This window comes from Nocardia aobensis NBRC 100429 (assembly GCF_000308375.1).
In the GTDB taxonomy this organism is placed as follows: Bacteria; Actinomycetota; Actinomycetes; order Mycobacteriales; family Mycobacteriaceae; genus Nocardia; species Nocardia aobensis.
In genome coordinates, this window is record NZ_BAFQ01000269.1 from 1 (window position 1) to 15,327 (window position 15,327).

The 15,327-nt window shown below is 67.6% G+C and carries 16 protein-coding genes and 1 pseudogene; 5 read left to right on the top strand and 12 right to left on the bottom strand.

From position 1 onward, the window contains the following. The 4 genes from RJ03_RS28485 to RJ03_RS28495 form a co-directional block, all read right to left on the bottom strand. A partial coding sequence (locus tag RJ03_RS28485) for a nitroreductase family protein (RefSeq protein WP_036508208.1) occupies positions 1-581 on the bottom strand: 581 nt, incomplete at its 3' end. Between the two features lie 162 nt (positions 582-743). Beyond that, a complete protein-coding gene (locus RJ03_RS37855; protein ID WP_086007330.1) occupies positions 744-899 on the bottom strand; it encodes a hypothetical protein in 156 nt (51 codons plus the stop codon). Positions 900-1,022: 123 nt separating this feature from the next. Beyond that, positions 1,023-1,403 (bottom strand): hypothetical protein, encoded by a 381-nt coding sequence (locus RJ03_RS28490; RefSeq protein ID WP_174372356.1) that lies wholly within the window; start codon positions 1,401-1,403, stop codon positions 1,023-1,025. A gap of 57 nt (positions 1,404-1,460) precedes the next feature. Next, the gene (locus RJ03_RS28495) at positions 1,461-1,997 is read right to left on the bottom strand and encodes a helix-turn-helix domain-containing protein (protein WP_036508211.1); all 537 of its coding nucleotides are present in this window, start codon (positions 1,995-1,997) and stop codon (positions 1,461-1,463) included. Between the two features lie 62 nt (positions 1,998-2,059). Here RJ03_RS28495 and RJ03_RS35250 point away from each other — a divergent pair, with 62 nt between their 5' ends. Next, a complete protein-coding gene (locus RJ03_RS35250; RefSeq protein WP_051025353.1) occupies positions 2,060-2,911 on the top strand; it encodes an alpha/beta fold hydrolase in 852 nt (283 codons plus the stop codon). 10 nt (positions 2,912-2,921) lie between these two features. Here the strand turns inward: RJ03_RS35250 and RJ03_RS28505 are convergent, their stop codons facing one another. Together RJ03_RS28505 and RJ03_RS28510 are read right to left on the bottom strand one after the other, a co-directional pair. Beyond that, on the bottom strand, positions 2,922-3,824 hold the full coding sequence (locus RJ03_RS28505; protein WP_245552407.1) for a Cof-type HAD-IIB family hydrolase: 903 nt from the start codon (positions 3,822-3,824) through the stop codon (positions 2,922-2,924). A 281-nt stretch (positions 3,825-4,105) separates the two neighbouring features. Then, positions 4,106-5,224, bottom strand: a complete 1,119-nt coding sequence (locus RJ03_RS28510) for a PucR family transcriptional regulator (protein ID WP_063820459.1) — start codon at positions 5,222-5,224, stop codon at positions 4,106-4,108. A gap of 299 nt (positions 5,225-5,523) precedes the next feature. On the opposite strand from RJ03_RS28510, the gene tatA reads away from it, so the two are divergent. Beyond that, positions 5,524-5,775, top strand: a complete 252-nt coding sequence (gene tatA / locus RJ03_RS28515) for a Sec-independent protein translocase subunit TatA (RefSeq protein WP_036508240.1) — start codon at positions 5,524-5,526, stop codon at positions 5,773-5,775. A gap of 122 nt (positions 5,776-5,897) precedes the next feature. After that, complete coding sequence (locus RJ03_RS28520; protein ID WP_036508214.1) at positions 5,898-7,013, top strand: XdhC family protein; 1,116 nt, start codon at positions 5,898-5,900, stop codon at positions 7,011-7,013. Between the two features lie 21 nt (positions 7,014-7,034). On the opposite strand, the gene RJ03_RS28525 is transcribed toward RJ03_RS28520, so the two are convergent. Genes RJ03_RS28525 through RJ03_RS28545 form a run of 5 tightly spaced genes read right to left on the bottom strand, consistent with a single transcriptional unit; the run spans position 7,035 to position 13,165 of the window. Continuing rightward, positions 7,035-7,565, bottom strand: coding sequence for a nucleoside deaminase (locus tag RJ03_RS28525; RefSeq protein WP_245552408.1), 531 nt, complete (start codon positions 7,563-7,565; stop codon positions 7,035-7,037). Beyond that, positions 7,535-8,614, bottom strand: a complete 1,080-nt coding sequence (locus RJ03_RS28530; RefSeq protein WP_036508217.1) for a hypothetical protein — start codon at positions 8,612-8,614, stop codon at positions 7,535-7,537. The genes RJ03_RS28525 and RJ03_RS28530 overlap by 31 nt, the downstream gene beginning before the upstream one ends. 35 nt (positions 8,615-8,649) lie before the next feature. Then, complete coding sequence (locus RJ03_RS28535) at positions 8,650-9,618, bottom strand: antibiotic biosynthesis monooxygenase (RefSeq protein WP_036508220.1); 969 nt, start codon at positions 9,616-9,618, stop codon at positions 8,650-8,652. Positions 9,619-9,632: 14 nt separating this feature from the next. Further along, entirely contained in the window at positions 9,633-12,347 is a 2,715-nt protein-coding gene (locus tag RJ03_RS28540; protein ID WP_036508222.1) for a molybdopterin-dependent oxidoreductase, read from the bottom strand. Next, complete coding sequence (locus tag RJ03_RS28545) at positions 12,344-13,165, bottom strand: FAD binding domain-containing protein (protein ID WP_036508225.1); 822 nt, start codon at positions 13,163-13,165, stop codon at positions 12,344-12,346. The genes RJ03_RS28540 and RJ03_RS28545 overlap by 4 nt, the downstream gene beginning before the upstream one ends. 424 nt (positions 13,166-13,589) lie before the next feature. Between RJ03_RS28545 and RJ03_RS35255 the strand changes: the two genes are divergently transcribed. Beyond that, entirely contained in the window at positions 13,590-14,024 is a 435-nt protein-coding gene (locus tag RJ03_RS35255; protein WP_051025355.1) for a hypothetical protein, read from the top strand. A 159-nt stretch (positions 14,025-14,183) separates the two neighbouring features. Here the strand turns inward: RJ03_RS35255 and RJ03_RS37860 are convergent, their stop codons facing one another. Then, the gene (locus RJ03_RS37860) at positions 14,184-14,351 is read right to left on the bottom strand and encodes a hypothetical protein (protein WP_167332023.1); all 168 of its coding nucleotides are present in this window, start codon (positions 14,349-14,351) and stop codon (positions 14,184-14,186) included. 481 nt (positions 14,352-14,832) lie between these two features. Here RJ03_RS37860 and RJ03_RS28555 point away from each other — a divergent pair. Beyond that, a pseudogene (locus RJ03_RS28555) lies at positions 14,833-15,327 on the top strand (hypothetical protein); the annotation flags it as partial.

The window sequence follows — 15,327 nt, forward strand, 5'->3', positions numbered from 1 at the left end:
CCCGGCCGGAAGTCGGTGCCCTTGGTGTACGCGACCGGGAATAGCACACCCTGGCGGACGTCGTCGGGAAGCCCGAGAATCTCCGCCACCTCGCGCTCGTACTGCAAATGCAGTGTCGTCCAAGTGGTTCCGAGGCCGCGTGCGCGCAAGGCCAGCGCCAGGCTCCACGCCGCCGGGAGCAGCGACCCCCACAGTCCGGCCTGATTCTCGGGCAGCGCGGCGTTGCCGCCGGTGCTGATCGCCCCGATCACCAGTACCGGGACCTCGGCCATCACCTCACGCAGATAATCCGAACTCGTGGCGATGCGGGCGGCGCTCTCGTCGGCCGGTTCGCCTCCGGCTTCCCGGTATGCCAGATGTGAGCGCCGGTAATGCTCGGCGACCTTCGCCTTGATCGCCGGATCGGTGAGCACGATCCAGTGCCAATGCTGCCGATTGCCTCCCGACGGTGCCTGCAGCGCCACCTCCAGTGCTTCGCGAATCACGTCCAGCGACACCGGCCGGGTCAGATCCAGACGGCGGCGCACCGCACGGGTGGTGGTCAGCAATTCGTCCGGGGTGAGCGGAAGCAGTTCGGTCACTACGGGTCTCCTTCTGGATCGGCGTATTCCGTCCAAGGATGCCCGACCCGGGTTTTGTTCCCGGACGTGCCGAGGCGATGCGGTCCGCACGGATGAACAGCGAAGCGCGTACTTCCACCGCACGGGGGAAGTACGCGCTCCGGAGAAAGGAATTCGCTGCCGCTAGAAATAATGCGCGCGGCCGGCGACCGGACGTCCGAACGCTCCGAGCAGGGCGAGAATCGCGCCGATGACGACGGCGATGATGCCCAGGGTCCAGAGGATCGGGATGCTGAAAACGAACCCGAGAACGAGGAGGATGACTCCCAGAATAATCATGTGAAACTCTCCCTTTGCCTTTTGTTATCCAGGCGCTGCCGCGTTCGGCCGTACTTCGATAACAAATCGCAGATACCCGGCCTCGACGGGCGTAAACAGAACGTATCGGGAGAGAATCCGGCCTCAGGGCGCTCGCGCCAGCCACCGCCAGCGTGGCAGTTCGGTGCCGACCGTCGCGACCGCCAGCGCGGTGACGAGGACGGCAACCCAGACCGGCCAGGCGAACCAGGCGCCCAGCACCGCCGCGGCGATCAGCACCACCATCATTGCGATGGTGGCCCAGCCCGGAACGGCGACGAGCACCTGCTTCTTGTCACCGCGGGTCGCGAAGATCGACGGCACGCCGATCAGGACGACCACCGCGATCACCGCCGCCGCCACGGACCACGACGCCAGCGCCCACGGCGCCGCGACCCAGGCGATCAGTTCCGTGGCGACTCGCGTGATGGCCGGGCCGCGGCCCTGTTCGGTGAGATTCGGTGAGACATCCGTACGTTCGGACATGTCGCTCAGCCTCGCACGCCCGTGTCCGGCACGCACGGCGAATGCGGTGCGATCGGCTCAGCCGGGGGTTCGCGCACCGGGAAACATGACCGGACTGATCAGATAGGGTCGGCGGTTCGGGCCGGGACCGTTCCCGGTGACCGAGGCGAGGACGCGGCGGAAACCGTCGAGCATCGTGTTCAGTTCGTCGGGTGAAAGCCACAGCGTGCCTTGGCGATAGCCGACCGAGTCCGCGACCGGATCGGCGCCGGGCTCGTCGAGATAGGCGTCGAATTCGGCGATCAGGACGGCCATGGCGGTGGCGAATCCACGGCGGTGGTCGTCGAGGGTCATGGCCGCGGCCGCCTTTTCGTCGATCGCGGGGCGGTCGGCGCGCAGCCGATAGGACCGCTCGACCGCACCGCGGACCCGCCGCTCATCGGCAACCTCCAGAATGCCGCCGTCGACGAGGAGACCGAGGTGCCGGTAGATCGTCGTCCGGGGCACATCGGGCAGACGGTCGCACAACTCGCCCGCGTTTCGCGGCGCGTTCCCGGACAACGCGTGCACGATGCGCAGCCGCACCGGATGCAGAAGGAGGTCGGCAGGATCCATGGCTCAACTATCCCATTATTGGTACTATTTCCAAAGTTGGGATTGATCGAGAGGGGGCCCGGATGCGGGACGTGCCAGGCGAACGAATGACGGTGCGCGGCATCGAGTTATATGTGGAGCAGGGTGGCGCGGGACAGACCTGCGTGCTCTTCGAATCCGGCGCCGGCGCCGGGCGGACGCTGTGGGATCCGGTGGTGTCCGTGCTCGGCGACACCGTGCGGACCGTCGCCTACGATCGGGCCGGTCGCGGCCGCAGTGCCCGGGTGCGGCCGCCGCAGAATCTCGACGAGATGGCGGCCACCCTGGTCGCGCTGGTCGAGGTGCTGGCACCACGTCGGCTGATTCTGGTCGGGCACAGCATGGGCGGGCTGATCGTGCGTCGCGCCGCGGAAAGTCTCGTGCCGCAACCGATCGGGTTGGTTCTGGTCGATCCGACGCCGGAAGCGGCTCCCTTCTACGCGGACTGGGCGGCGACCGCGGTGCGGACGGATCGTGTTCTCGCGGTGCAACAGTCGCTCGCTCGCTTTCGGCCGGTGATGCGCGCGCTGACCGGGTCCTACGGTCGCATGTTCCCTGCCGATACCTACGAGACCATGCTGCGGGAGGATTTCACCGCGGCCGGCATCGCCGCCACCCGAAGCGAATTCGATGCCTTCGCCACCGGCATCGGCCCGTTCCGGGACAACCCGCCGCGGCCACCGCGCGGCGAGGTCGTGGTCATCTCCGCGCTGCGGGCCGACCGGTGGCACGCTCGGCATCACGACACCATCCGCGAATACCAACGCCGATTCGCCGATCGGGTGAACGGCCGGTTCGAGGACGCGGACTCCGAGCACATCGTGCCGGCCGAATGCCCGGATCGGGTGGCCGCCGCGGTGCTGCGGATGGCCGGGGCACCGGAGCGGGCGGTGTGACGAACGGTGCTCAGGAACCGAACAACCGCGACAGCACCGTCACCACGCCGTCCTCGTCGTCGGCGGGTGCGAGGTAGCGGGCGCGGGCGCGAACCTCGGGGTGGGCGTTGGCCATCGCGAACGACCACCGTGCGGCGTTCAGCATCTCGAGGTCGTTGAGGTAGTCGCCGAACACCGCGGTCCGGGCCGGTGGGATGCCGAGTGTCTCCTGCAGCGACCGCACCGCGCGGCCCTTGTCCGCATCGCGGCTCATGATGTCGATCCAGTGTTTACCGGACACCACGACCTGCTCGCGTGCGGCGATGGATCCGAAAACTCGCTCGGCTGTCCGCTCGGCGTCGGTGAAGTCGTAGATCGCCAGTTTCAGCACCTTGTCGGTCACCGCGGTGAGATCCTCGACGCGCTCCAGCCGGGCGTAGTACTTCGCCGCCTCGGCGACGAACGCGGGATCCGTGCGCTCGATATAGGCACTGTCCAGGCCGCACACCACCAAGCCGAGCTCAGTGGCGCCGGGCGCTTCCCGGACCGCCTGCACGACCTGTCGCACGATATCGACATCGAGGCAGGTCGCGGACACGGTGACGCCGGAATGGACTACCAGACAACCGTTCTCGGCGATGTAGGACACCTCGTCGGCAGCCCGCTCGAACAGTGCGGCGAGCGTCGCGTACTGCCGCCCGCTGGCCGGCACGAAGGTCACTCCGCGCGAACGCATCACCTCGAGCAGCGGCCAGAACGTGTCGGGCACGGTCCCTGCCTTCGTGAGCAGGGTGCCGTCCATATCACAGACGACCAAGCGCACGCCGTGGTCGCCGGGCGGGATCGAGGACCACGACGGTGGCGCCGGGGCGGTCGAACCGCCCAGGGGGCCATCGGTTTCCGGTAGTTCGTTGCTCGCCGATCCGCTGCGCACCTATCCACTTTCGTCATGGACGACGCCCCGGTCGTCTCGCCTCTGCTGTGACGTGGTCAGTATGTACGGTGGCGGCGCGGCGGTGCGAAGCCCCCGGCCGGTCGGCGTCCCGTGCCGCCGGTCGGATACGTCCCCCAGGGCGGTGCGCGAAACCCTGATCTGTAGGGAAGTCAGGCGTTTTCACCATCCGGTGCACGCCACGGCCCGAAGATACGGTGGAGCGCGGCGCGCACCGAGCCGCAGCGCCGCGCTCCATTTCGGCGGGGCTGTCGCCGGGTGCGTCAGCGGGCCGGCATATGTGCGCGATAGGCGCGGGCGACCAGCGCGGCCCGGACCTGGAGCAGCCCGGAAGGTGAGGTCGGGTCCACTCCGATCAGCCGGCCGATGCGTTTGAGCCGGTAGTCGACCGTATTGGTGTGCACCCGCATCTCGTGCGCGGTGCGCTGCCGATTCAGCTCGTTACCGCAGTGCCGCACCAGCGTCTCGGTCAGTTCCGGATGGTCGTCGAGCGGGTCGAGGAGGGTGCCGAGGATTTCCAGCGCCGGTCCGGGCCGCGTGAGCTGGTATTCGAGGGCGAGGTCGCGCATGCGGTAGAGGCCGGGCCGGCATCGCAGTGCGTGCACGGTGTCGAGCAACTCGTGTGCTTGGGCGGCCGCCGCGGGCACAGCGGCACGGGCGGCGTGGACCGCCGTGGCGGTGATCGGTGTCCGCGTGGCCGCGGCCAGCGTGTGCACGACGTGATCGAGACAGCGGTCGGAACCGACCACCGGATAGGGGACCAGCACGGTGCCGCCGCTCGGCGACAACTGGAACAGCACCGCGCCGTTGTTCATCCTTTCCAGGACGGCCCGGGCACGGCGCATGGTCCGTCGCGCCTGGACCGAAACGTCGGAACGGGGGCTGTCGCCGGACTCGGTCGGGAACGATATCGCCAGCACGTGGTAGCGGTCGGCGAGTTCCACTCCGCATTCCCTGGCCGCCGCGGCGGCGGATCGGCCGCCGAGCAGCGCGGAGGTCACCGCATCGCTGCTCGGCCGGTAGTCCTCGGCCGCCTCGGGAACCGCTGCCGAATAGGCGTCCGCGATACCGGTTGTCACGATTTCCAGGGCGTCCAGCATGCGATCGACCGACATCACGATCGTGTCGACGTCGTCGCCGGAAGTTCGCAGCGACCCCAGGTGCAACCGGAATGCCTCGAACACCGTGTGCTGAACGGTCGCGAGGCTCAGCCCGCACCGGACCCAGCGGTCCGCGGCGGCGGTCAGTCGCGCGGCCGCGCCCGAACAGCTTCCGCCGAAGGACAATTCGTCCAGAACATCGTGGCACCGGCCGGTGATCTCGTCCACCTCGACGGGCAGCTGCTCGACGGACGAAGGGGCCGCGGCAATCTCGACACCCATGGCAACCTCCACCTGCGTTCCGGTGCACATCACACGCGACCGGCTGTTCGACTCTGTCGCTGCCGACCCGGTGACACCACGTCGGCAACGGCGAGTATGTTACTGCACATTCACACGTTGTGGTAGCTGCGTTACGCTTCATCGAGCCAGGTGAAAGTGCAATTCGCTTTCTCTACGGGCGCGGCAAGTTATTATGAACTCGTCCAATGCCGACGCCGGGAGCGAATGGTCTCGCCGGTGGAATCCGCCGGGCCGACAGCCACCGTCCGAGCGGCTCCGGCGAACGAACGGAGGTTCCGATGGGTTCGTTGAGTCCGACCCACTGGCTCATCATCGCACTGGTGGTCGTGGTGTTGTTCGGCGCCAAACGCCTGCCCGACACCGCCCGCGGCCTCGGCCGCTCGCTGCGCATCTTCAAAAGCGAAATGAGCGAGATGCACTCCGAGGATTCCGGCTCGCCGCGTCCCGCATCGGCGCCCGCGGCTCCGCTGCCACCCGCGCAACCGGCGCATCCCGCGACCTCTGCCGTCGAGGATCATCACACGAGCTGACTGCTATCGGCCGCGGCTCGTCGACGCGTTGTGGCCGCACGAGGCTGCGGGGGCGGGCATCATTCAAGGATGCGGTTACAGCAGTCCAGCGCTGCGGCCACGACCGAAGGGCGCCTCCGGCAGTGCGCGACGTCCTCGCGGCACTGACCTCCGTCTGGCGATCCGGTGGCACCGCAGGTGTCGCCACGGTGGTCCGCACCCGAGGATCGGCGCCGCGACCCGTGGGTGCGGCGATGGTGGTGGCTCCCGACGGCACCGTGGCCGGATCGGTCTCCGGTGGCTGTGTCGACGCCGCCGTCTACGAGCTGGCCGCCGAGGTGGCGCGGACCGGGCTGCCCCGGCTGCACAGCTACGGAGTCGATACCGATGAACTGTTCGGTACCGCCCTCACCTGTGGCGGTGAGATCGACCTCTTCGCCGAGCCGATATCCCGGAAGACGTTTCCGCATCTGCCGGTGGTGATCGCCGCGGTCGCCGCGGACCGCCCGGTCGCGATCGCCACCGCCATCACGGATGCGGACCGCGCGCGGCCCGGCCGGCGGCTGATCGTCATCCCGGATGCGGTCCACGGCTCGCTCGGATCCGCACGAGCCGACGCGGCGGTGGCCGAGCGGGCTCGCGAACTGCTCGCGGCCGACCATGCCGAGCTGATCGGCTGCGCGTCGCTGGAGGCCGGCACGGACGTCTTCGTGAACGCCTTCGCCTCCCGCCCGCGGCTGCTGATCTTCGGCGCCATCGACTTCGCCGCCGCGCTGGCACAGCAGGGCGCGCTGCTCGGTTACCGGGTGACGGTCTGCGACGCCCGCCCGAGGTTCGCGACTGCCGACCGTTTCCCGGCCGCCGACGAGGTCGTCGTGGACTGGCCGGATCGCTACCTCACCGCACAGGCGCAACGGAACACCCTCGACGGCCGGACCGTCGTCTGTGTCCTGACCCACGACCCGAAATTCGACGTCCCCTTGCTGCGGGTGGCATTGCGGCTCCCGGCACTCGGCTACGTCGGCGCGATGGGATCCCGGCGTACCCACGACGATCGGCTGCGGCGGTTGCGCGCGGCCGGACTCACCGACACCGAATTGTGCCGGCTCGCCAGTCCGCTCGGTCTCGACCTGGGCGCTCGCAGCCCACAGGAAACGGCGGTGTCGATCGTCGCCGAGATCATCATGCGCACCCACGGCGGCGCCGGACATCCGCTGACCGAACTCGGAGGACGGATCCATCACGACCACACGCCGTAATGCGTGGCGAATACCGTTGTGTCACAACGAAACAACGCCGTGTCGCTCCCCGAACAGCTGGTACACCTGCACGGCATCGGCACGCGGCAGATAGCGCATCGGCAGCCTCCGCTCATTCCAGGGTTTGGCGAACTCGGCGTAGAAGGTGGCCGGTTCGAAGTACTTGTCCTTCCCGCCCGCCATGTACGGCGCGCACTCCTCCCGCGTGGCCAGGAAGACGACCTCGTCGGGCGCGCAGTGGTACAGCGCCGCCAGGCACATCGGGCACGGGTGGGCGATGGCGTAGACCGTGCAGCCGGTCAGATACTCGGTCCCCAATGTCCGGCATGCCTCGCGGATGGCGTGAATCTCCGCGTGGTCGGTCGGATCATGAGTACGGGCAACGCAATTGCTGCCCTCGGCGAGAATCGCGCCGTCCTTGACGATCACGGTCCCGAACGGCAGTCCACCCGCGGCGACACTGTCGCGAGCGATGTCGACGGCACGCTGTGCGAAATCCGCGGAACTTGTCGCCTCCGGCATCAGCGGACCGGCTCCGGGCGGATCGGGCATCCGACATCCTCCAGCCGTGCCGGTCCGGTTCCCTTGGCGGGGTCGGTCTTCCACGGCCAATCGTCGGAACGGAACGGCGCCAGCGGCGGCAGTATCGGTTCCCTTCCGCGCGCGGCCATTTCGCGTTCGATGGCCGCGCGCCCGCCGCCACCGAGCAGTTCGACGTCCATCAGGTAGTAGTCGCGGAAGAACACCATGCCCAGCGAGCGGTCGGCGACGATGCGGCCGAGCACGTCGAGCAACTTCTCGGGTGTGGTCTCGAATTCGGTCGTCTCGACCAGCAGCAATCGGTCGCCCATCGTCTCGGTGCCCATGAATTGGACGAGAACGCTGTAGAGGATGTTGTTCTGCCGCGCGACGTACAGCGAGTTGCTCACCGCATAGGTGCGCTCCCAGTCCTCGCCGAGGTCCGCCTTCCATTCGTCGAGGACCGACATCCAGTGGCCGACCTGAGCTCCCGAGCCGATGCCGATCGACCGGGCCGAATACGGTTCGGTGTCGCGAATGAATTTTTCGACGTCGTCGTAGGTGTAACCGCCGCGGTCGAGGCATTCGTCCATGAAGGTGAGATTGCGGTGCAGGATCTCGTGCAGCACCGCGCGGTCCTCGTCCGAGATCTCCAGCGCGCCGAGGCCGTCGACGGCGGTGCGGTGCTGTGCCCGGTACATCTCCAGCGGCGGACGCCACAGCTGATTCGCATACGCGTTGGAGATGTACGGTGCGACGATCTCGTAGATCGCCATGGTGCTGTGGCCCACCGACTTCGCGAGCTGGTAGACGATCGGCACCGGCGGTGCGACCTCAGGTTCCCGGCCGGGCCGGTACAGGATCATCTGCCCGCCCGCGCCGGTGAACAGCGCCAGGATGATGGGCACCTGGTCGAGCATGTTCTGTTTGAATTTCTCCAGCGATGCGTCGTACAGCTGCAACATGGCGGCGTTGAGCGCCAGCACCGACTGTTCGGCGACGGTGCGGGCGCCGGCGGGCGGCTCGTCGGCGATCACCGGGCGCATGAAGGCCGGGACCGCGCTGCCGTTGGATTCGGTCATTGTCGTCACTTCTCCTTCTCGGTTGTGGGCCGGTGTCACGGCAGATGCCAGAACACGGAGGTCACCAGCCAGAACAGCACCGTCCAGAACGCCATCACGGCGGTGATGAGCACGGCGCCGCGGATCTCGATCGCCTTGCGCGGCGACCCGGGGGCCGGCTGCAGCCAGCGTTCGAGCAACGGATTCACATAGCGCGGCATCGTCACGAACGTCATGACGAAGCTGGACAACAGATTTCCGATCAGCATGCCCAGCCACAGCGGCATTCCCGCGGGCGCCAACGCCAGCGAGAGCAGCACGACCGTCGGATACAACCCGACCCACACCGCGATCGACGTCTTCGTCTGCGACGGCGCGTGTGCGGGACCGTCCTCGTCGAAGGCGAACCAGCTGCCGAACGAGTTGTCGATCGTGCGTAATCGGAAGTCGCTGAACCGTTTTCCCTCGTCGAGCAGTCGCTGCCGCTCGCTGGAGGTCAGCCAGCGGTCCAGGTCGGCGGCGCTGTCGTAGCGGTAGAGCATCGTCCATTCATCCTGTACGCCCTCGATCGGCCGGAAGATCTCCGAACCGCGGAAGCCGGGAAACCCGTTCTCCGCGTGGCGGAGTCGTTCCTGCCACGCCAGGAACTCGTCGATCTGCTCGGGAACGACGCGATGGGTCACCACCGCGGTGACGAGGGTGTCGGGCGGCGCGGCCGCGCCGGTGACGATCTGCTGCGTGGGCGGGCCGTCGAGGTAGCGCCGCCCCTCGGCGAGGCTGTCCTGTCGGGTGGCGCTGTTGATCCACGCGCGCAGATTCGGGATCGAGTCGAAGCGGTAGATCAGCGACCACTGCGCCCGCGGGTGCGCGGGCGGATCGATCTCCGCGGCAATGAATCCCGGATACTGCGCCGCCATGCTGTTGAGTCCGTGCTGCCAGGCCAGGAACGCCTCCTCGCAGCCGGGACGAACCTTCTCACCGATGATGACGGTGGCGGCGTGACCGGCCGGCGTCTCGCGGGGCATCGTGGTCTCCCGGCTCAGCCGGTCGAGGTCAGCCGGGATGCCCGCAGCGCCGGGAAGATCCGGTCGGGCGTCAGCGGTAGCTCGCGGTAGCGGATGCCGGTCGCGTCGTGCACCGCGTTGGCCAGTGCGGGCGCCACCGGATTGACGCAGGATTCGGCGATGCCCTTGGCCCGCACCGGTCCCGCCGAATCGGTCGAGCCGACCAGGATCACCTCGGTGCGCGGAGCGTCGGCGTAGGTCGGGATGCGGTAGTTGCGCAGCGTCGGATTGGTGACGACGCCGTTGGTCATCAGATGGTGTTCGGTCAGGACGAAACCGACGCCTTGGACCACACCGCCTTCGATCTGCCCGCGGACCTGCTCCGGGTTGATCACCACCCCGGCGTCGATCGCCTGGACGCTGTAGAGGATCCGGATCTCGCCGCTCACGCGGTGCACCGCGATCCGGAATCCGTGTGCGTTGCAGGACAGGCTGCGCGGCGAGCCGTATGCCTTGCGCGATTCGGTCAGTCGCGCGCCCCGGCTCCGGGCGGCCACCGCGAGGTCGGCCAGCGGGACGCGGGTGTCACCGCAGCGCACGGCGTCGTCGTCCATGGCGCACGATTCCAGGGCGACACCGGTGTGGGCGGCGGCGAAACGCAGGATCCGGTCGCGCAACGCCGCCGCGGATCGCGCGACGGCGTTGCCGGCCACGAAAAGTCCCGCGCTGGCGAAGGCGCCGGTATCGAAACCGGTTCTGTCGGTATCGGATTGGACGAGCCGGATCCGCGCCGGGGTGGTTCCCAGCTCGGCCGCCGCGATCTGAACGTGCGCGGTCGAGGTACCCTCGCCGAATTCGACTGTGCCCACCGCGATTTCGTAGATTCCGTCGTCACCGAGGGTGGCCAGCCCGACCGAGATGTGTTCGGTCGGCGGTGCGGTTTCGTGTATCGAGGCGGCGGTGCCGACGCCGATCGACCAGTCCGCGCCCAGCGCCTGCCCGTCCGGGTGCGCGCGCAGCGCGGCGTCGACACGGTCGATACACGCGCCCAGCCCGTCCTCGGTGAAGGCGACGTCGTCGGCCTCGTCGTGTATCGACAGCAGCGCGTCGCCCGGGCGAACGATATTGCGGCGCCGCAGTTCCAGCGGATCCATACCGAGCGCGACGGCCAGTTCGTGCATCGCCGATTCCATCGCGAAGACCGGCTGGGTCATGCCGTAGCCGCGCAACCCGCCACTGGGCAGGGTGTTGGTGTAGACCACGTAGCCGTCGAATTTCTTGTTGGGGCAGCGGTAGGCGGCGACGGCCGAGCCCCCGGCGAACAGCGTCTCGCCGCCGTGGTTGCCGTACGCGCCGGTATTGGAGACGTTGCGGAAGTGGATCGCGGTCAGGGTGCCGTCGGCGCGCGCCCCCAGTTTCACGGTGATCTTCATCGGATGCCGGGTCGGGGCGCTGGTGAACTCCTCCTCACGGGTGTATTCCAGGCAGGTCGGGCGACCGGTGTCCAAGGTTGCCAGCGCGACCAGGTCTTCGCTGAGCACCTCCTGTTTGCCGCCGAAACCACCGCCGACGCGTTCGCAGAAGACCCGGATCTGGTCGGGACGCAGGTCGAACAGGTGCGCCAGTTTGCCCTTGGCGACCCACGGCGATTGCGAACTGGTCCGCACGTGCAGCCGGCCCGCGTCCATCCAGGCGATCGATCCGTGCGTCTCCAGATGCACGTGCTGCACCCGTGGTGAGAAGTACGTGCCTTCGTGGACCACGTCGGCCTCGGCGAAACCCGCTGCGGTATCGCCGATTTCGCCATGCAGTTCGACGAGGATGTTGTGCGTCGGGTCCTGGACGAACGGATCGTCGGAGCCGTGCAATTGCGGCGCGCCGAGGCCCATCGCCTGCTCGGGATCGAACACCGCGGGCAGCATCTCGTACTCGACGACGACCCGGCGGCAGCCTTCTTCCGCCGCGGCGATCGAATCGGCGAGGACCGCGACGACCCGCTGGCCGACGAAACGCACCACGTTGTCCAGGATGTAGGTGTCGTCGGGGTCGACGAGGTGGTCGGTGTGGACGGCGGTGGTGAACAGCTTGCGCGGCACGTCTTCCCAGGTGTAGACGCGTTGTACGCCCGGCACGGCCAGCGCCGCGGACTTGTCGACGGAGACGATGCGCGCGTGCGCGTGGGGGGAGTGCAGCACTTTCAGATGGAGCATGCCCTCCGGTGCGGTATCCATCGTGTACTCGGCGCGGCCGGTCACCACGCCGGTGGCGGCCGGTGCGGCGACGCTGGTGCCGATCACCGCGCCCGGTTCCGCCACCTCGATCGCGCAGACGCCGTTGATCGCGTCCTCGACGGCCCGATAGCCGGTGCAGCGGCAGAGGTTTCCCTTCAGCGCGTGTGGCAGGTCCTGCTTCTGTTCGTCGGTCAGGGCCGCCGCGGTCATGATCATGCCGGCGGTGCAGAAGCCGCACTGGAATCCGGGGGCGTCGCGGAACTGCCGCTGCATCGGATGCGGATTCTCGGGCGTTCCGAGCCCCTCGATCGTCGTCACCTCGTGTCCGTCCGCGCGGAATGCCGGTGTGATGCAACTGTGCACGGGACGCCCGTCCAGCCAGACGGTGCAGGCGCCGCAATCGCCGGCGTCGCAGCCCTTCTTGACCCCGAACCAGCCCAAATGCCGCAGGAAGGTCCGCAGGCACTGTCCGGGTCGCGGCTGCTGGGAGTACGTCTTGCCGTTGACGACGAAGCTCATCTCGCGCCTCCGAGTTCGGCCCGGAGTTCCTCGGCGTAGTGCCGGGCGAGGTGTCTGCGGTGCTCCGGTGTGCCGTTGGGGTCGGCGAACCATGCGTCCGCCGGGATCGCGTCGATACGGTCCCGCACGGTGTCGGCGCTGGGTGCCGAATCGAAACGCAGGACAATCGGATATGCGGTTGCCGCTGTGATGCTGAGGGCCAGATCGTCGGTGCCCGGCGTTCGGGTGGCGACCATGAATATCGTGGACCGACCCAGCTTGGTCAGCGTGAATCGCCGGTGCGCGTACGTTTTCCGTAACGCGTCGGCAGGGATATGAATGCTGCGCAGTATTTCGCCCGGCCCCAGCGCATTCAGGTGATCGCCGCCCACGAAATTCTCGGCCGCGACCGTTCGCTCCGTCCCGTCCGTCGCCCACAAACGATAGGTCGCCTCGAGTGCCACGCTCATGGTGATCATCGGACCGGCCGGCAGCGACATGCAGATGTTGCCGCCCACGGTGGCGGCGTTCCATACCTTGAATGACGCCAGGAACGCATCGCAGCTGGTACGCAGCAGATTGCCGGCGGACCAGTCCTCCGGCGGAGCGAACTCGTGCAACTCCCTGATCGTGCACGTCGCACCGATTTCCAGGCCCTCGTCGGTGGGCAGCAGCGCGGGCCAGCCGAGCGCGGTGAGATCGACGAGCCGGCGCAGTGTGGGCTGCGGTTCGGAGAACAACCACGTCCCCCCGGCCAGCCACGCATCTCCGGCGTGCCAGTCGGAACCCGGTCGGGCCGAGGGCCAGCGAATGACGTCCTCGACGGTGTTCAGATCCATACGAGCCTCCAAGACCCGCGACCGGCTCTGCTGGACATATCGACTCTAGAGTTTTACTCCCATGCCGGGGGCGTTTCCCAATATTTAGTATTTGCCGATAAATTGCTTAAGATTTTCTCGCATACCCGATCAGTGGTCTGTCGCTACGGATCGCCGAAACTCGGGTCGCGATTGCGCCCGTCAGTCGAGCGACGACCTTCGCGCCGCGATCCCTCGCCGGTGGCGAGACGATGGCAGCGCGGCTGTGTCGAGGACCTCCACCGCAGGCTCCGGGCTCATCCGAAAGTGGTTGGGCTCGGCCGGTTCCGGCGGACGCGCGGAGCCGCGCGTTCGAAGTGTCTTGCCGAGACGGTTGTTTGACGACCCGAAAGCGGGTTATCTCCGAACTACAACAGTCCATCGATGTTGAGAATCGGTAGAAGCCATGATTGTATTCATCGGATTGATCATTCTGTTCGCCGCAGTGGTGGTCGGAATCGCCGCAGCACTGGCCAATTCTGGCGACACGCACGTGCTGGCGACCGAATTCACCGTCTTCGGAGCCCATTTCACTCCCACTCAGAACGAGCTGTTCGCCGCCGGCGCGGCCCTCGGTGCGGTCGGCATGCTCGGCTTGGGCATCGCCCTCACCGGGGCCTTCTCCTCGGCGCGCCGCCATGCGGAGATCCGGCGCGAACTGCGGCACTCACGCCGCGAAATGACCGCCACGCGTAGGGATCTCGCGAACACGCCGCCGGCCCAGCCGGCCGTCGCGAAGACGGCGCCCGCGCAGCCTGCGGCCGCCCCGAAACCGCGCCTGCGCAATCCCTTCACCCGGCGCGGCACCGGAGTGTCGGGCACCGCGCAACCGCAACCCTGACGCCGACTCGCCTCGGCGGTCACGAACGACGGAACCGGCCTGGGATACGCTGCGCACCAGCGTATCCCAGGCCTTCGTGTGCTTCCGGCGACTCGCAACTCCGCTACGGATGCTTCGAACAGGAGGCGAGTGTGATCGTCTTCGACATCGCCCGCCGCGCTACGAACGCTGTACGAACCTGAGATAGAACGCGGCGAACACCAGCACGATGCCCACATTCACCAGCAGTCGTTCCCGGAAATAGTGCCGGAAGAACAGAACGTCCACGCTCACCACGACGGCCACCAGCGCGAACACGTAGACAACGACGGCTGCCTGCCTTCCCATGGTCTCTTTCTACGCTTGGTCGCCACGGCAGGAGGAAATTTCCGGGGGAGGCCTCCTTGCGAATCGGTCCGCGTTTGCTCCGCGTCCGTGTTTCTGCGCCGGGCGGTGGCCGGGGCGGCGCGAGTCGCTCGGGCAGTTGGCGGCTGACAGCCGCCGGCCGGACTGACAGCTAATCAGCGGCATGGGTAGCCGCGTTCCACCCTGGGCTGTGTGGATGTGTCGTGTGTCGCGCGCCACCGGCGGGCTGCCCAAAATTTGCCAAATCGCGTCGATGAGTGCGCGCGCAGCTCGTATTCGAGGTTTCGAAACAGGAAATCGTCATTCGATCGACGCACATGAATTCGCCATTTCTTCACTGTCCGGTCCCGGTTGGAGCTTAAACTACCTCAGCCGCAACGTGCACCACCATGCGAGAGGGTCGGGACAAACTCGAAGATATACACCCGGGAGGTGTGAAATGCCGGAGACTGGTCATCGGCGCATGTCACGTCCACTGTTGATTGCGAGCATGTTGCCGCTTGCGGTCTTTTTAGGCACGGGAGTGGCCACAGCGTCTCCCGGCGACCTCGTTCTCACTCCGGCCGATGCTGCGCAGGCGCCCGCTGTGCCGCCGCTGGCAGTGGACTGGCAAACGGTGGCGCACGACGTGCAGGGGTTACTGTCCATCCCGCTGCCATTGCCGCCTGCCGAGGCGCCTGTCGTTCAGGACTATTCGGCTGTCGCCCCGCAGAACGCACCCGTCGACGAGGGTTCGGCCCCGGTTGTGACGGCGGACGCCCGGTCTGTCGCTGAGACGGCCGCCGCCACCGCGGCCGCGGTACCCGTCGATCCAGTGGCCGCCATACCGGCCCCGGTCGCGGACGCGCTGCCCGTGGAGGATCAGCATCCGATCGAGACCTTCTGCGAACAGGTTCCGGCCGATCCCGATCGCTGCGCCGCGACGGTGGTCGACGCGGGCGTCGGCGCGGCCATCGGC

Excerpts from the sequence above, each read along its gene's own strand:
- RJ03_RS37855 (WP_086007330.1), bottom strand. The coding sequence starts at position 899 with ATGATTATTCTGGGAGTCATCCTCCTCGTTCTCGGGTTCGTTTTCAGC.
- RJ03_RS28490 (WP_174372356.1), bottom strand. The coding sequence starts at position 1,403 with ATGTCCGAACGTACGGATGTCTCACCGAATCTCACCGAACAGGGCCGC.
- RJ03_RS28495 (WP_036508211.1), bottom strand. The coding sequence starts at position 1,997 with ATGGATCCTGCCGACCTCCTTCTGCATCCGGTGCGGCTGCGCATCGTG.
- RJ03_RS35250 (WP_051025353.1), top strand. The coding sequence starts at position 2,060 with ATGCGGGACGTGCCAGGCGAACGAATGACGGTGCGCGGCATCGAGTTA.
- RJ03_RS28510 (WP_063820459.1), bottom strand. The coding sequence starts at position 5,224 with ATGGGTGTCGAGATTGCCGCGGCCCCTTCGTCCGTCGAGCAGCTGCCC.
- tatA (WP_036508240.1), top strand. The coding sequence starts at position 5,524 with ATGGGTTCGTTGAGTCCGACCCACTGGCTCATCATCGCACTGGTGGTC.
- RJ03_RS28525 (WP_245552408.1), bottom strand. The coding sequence starts at position 7,565 with ATGCCCGATCCGCCCGGAGCCGGTCCGCTGATGCCGGAGGCGACAAGT.
- RJ03_RS28530 (WP_036508217.1), bottom strand. The coding sequence starts at position 8,614 with ATGACCGAATCCAACGGCAGCGCGGTCCCGGCCTTCATGCGCCCGGTG.
- RJ03_RS28535 (WP_036508220.1), bottom strand. The coding sequence starts at position 9,618 with ATGCCCCGCGAGACGCCGGCCGGTCACGCCGCCACCGTCATCATCGGT.
- RJ03_RS28540 (WP_036508222.1), bottom strand. The coding sequence starts at position 12,347 with ATGAGCTTCGTCGTCAACGGCAAGACGTACTCCCAGCAGCCGCGACCC.
- RJ03_RS28545 (WP_036508225.1), bottom strand. The coding sequence starts at position 13,165 with ATGGATCTGAACACCGTCGAGGACGTCATTCGCTGGCCCTCGGCCCGA.
- RJ03_RS35255 (WP_051025355.1), top strand. The coding sequence starts at position 13,590 with ATGATTGTATTCATCGGATTGATCATTCTGTTCGCCGCAGTGGTGGTC.
- RJ03_RS37860 (WP_167332023.1), bottom strand. The coding sequence starts at position 14,351 with ATGGGAAGGCAGGCAGCCGTCGTTGTCTACGTGTTCGCGCTGGTGGCC.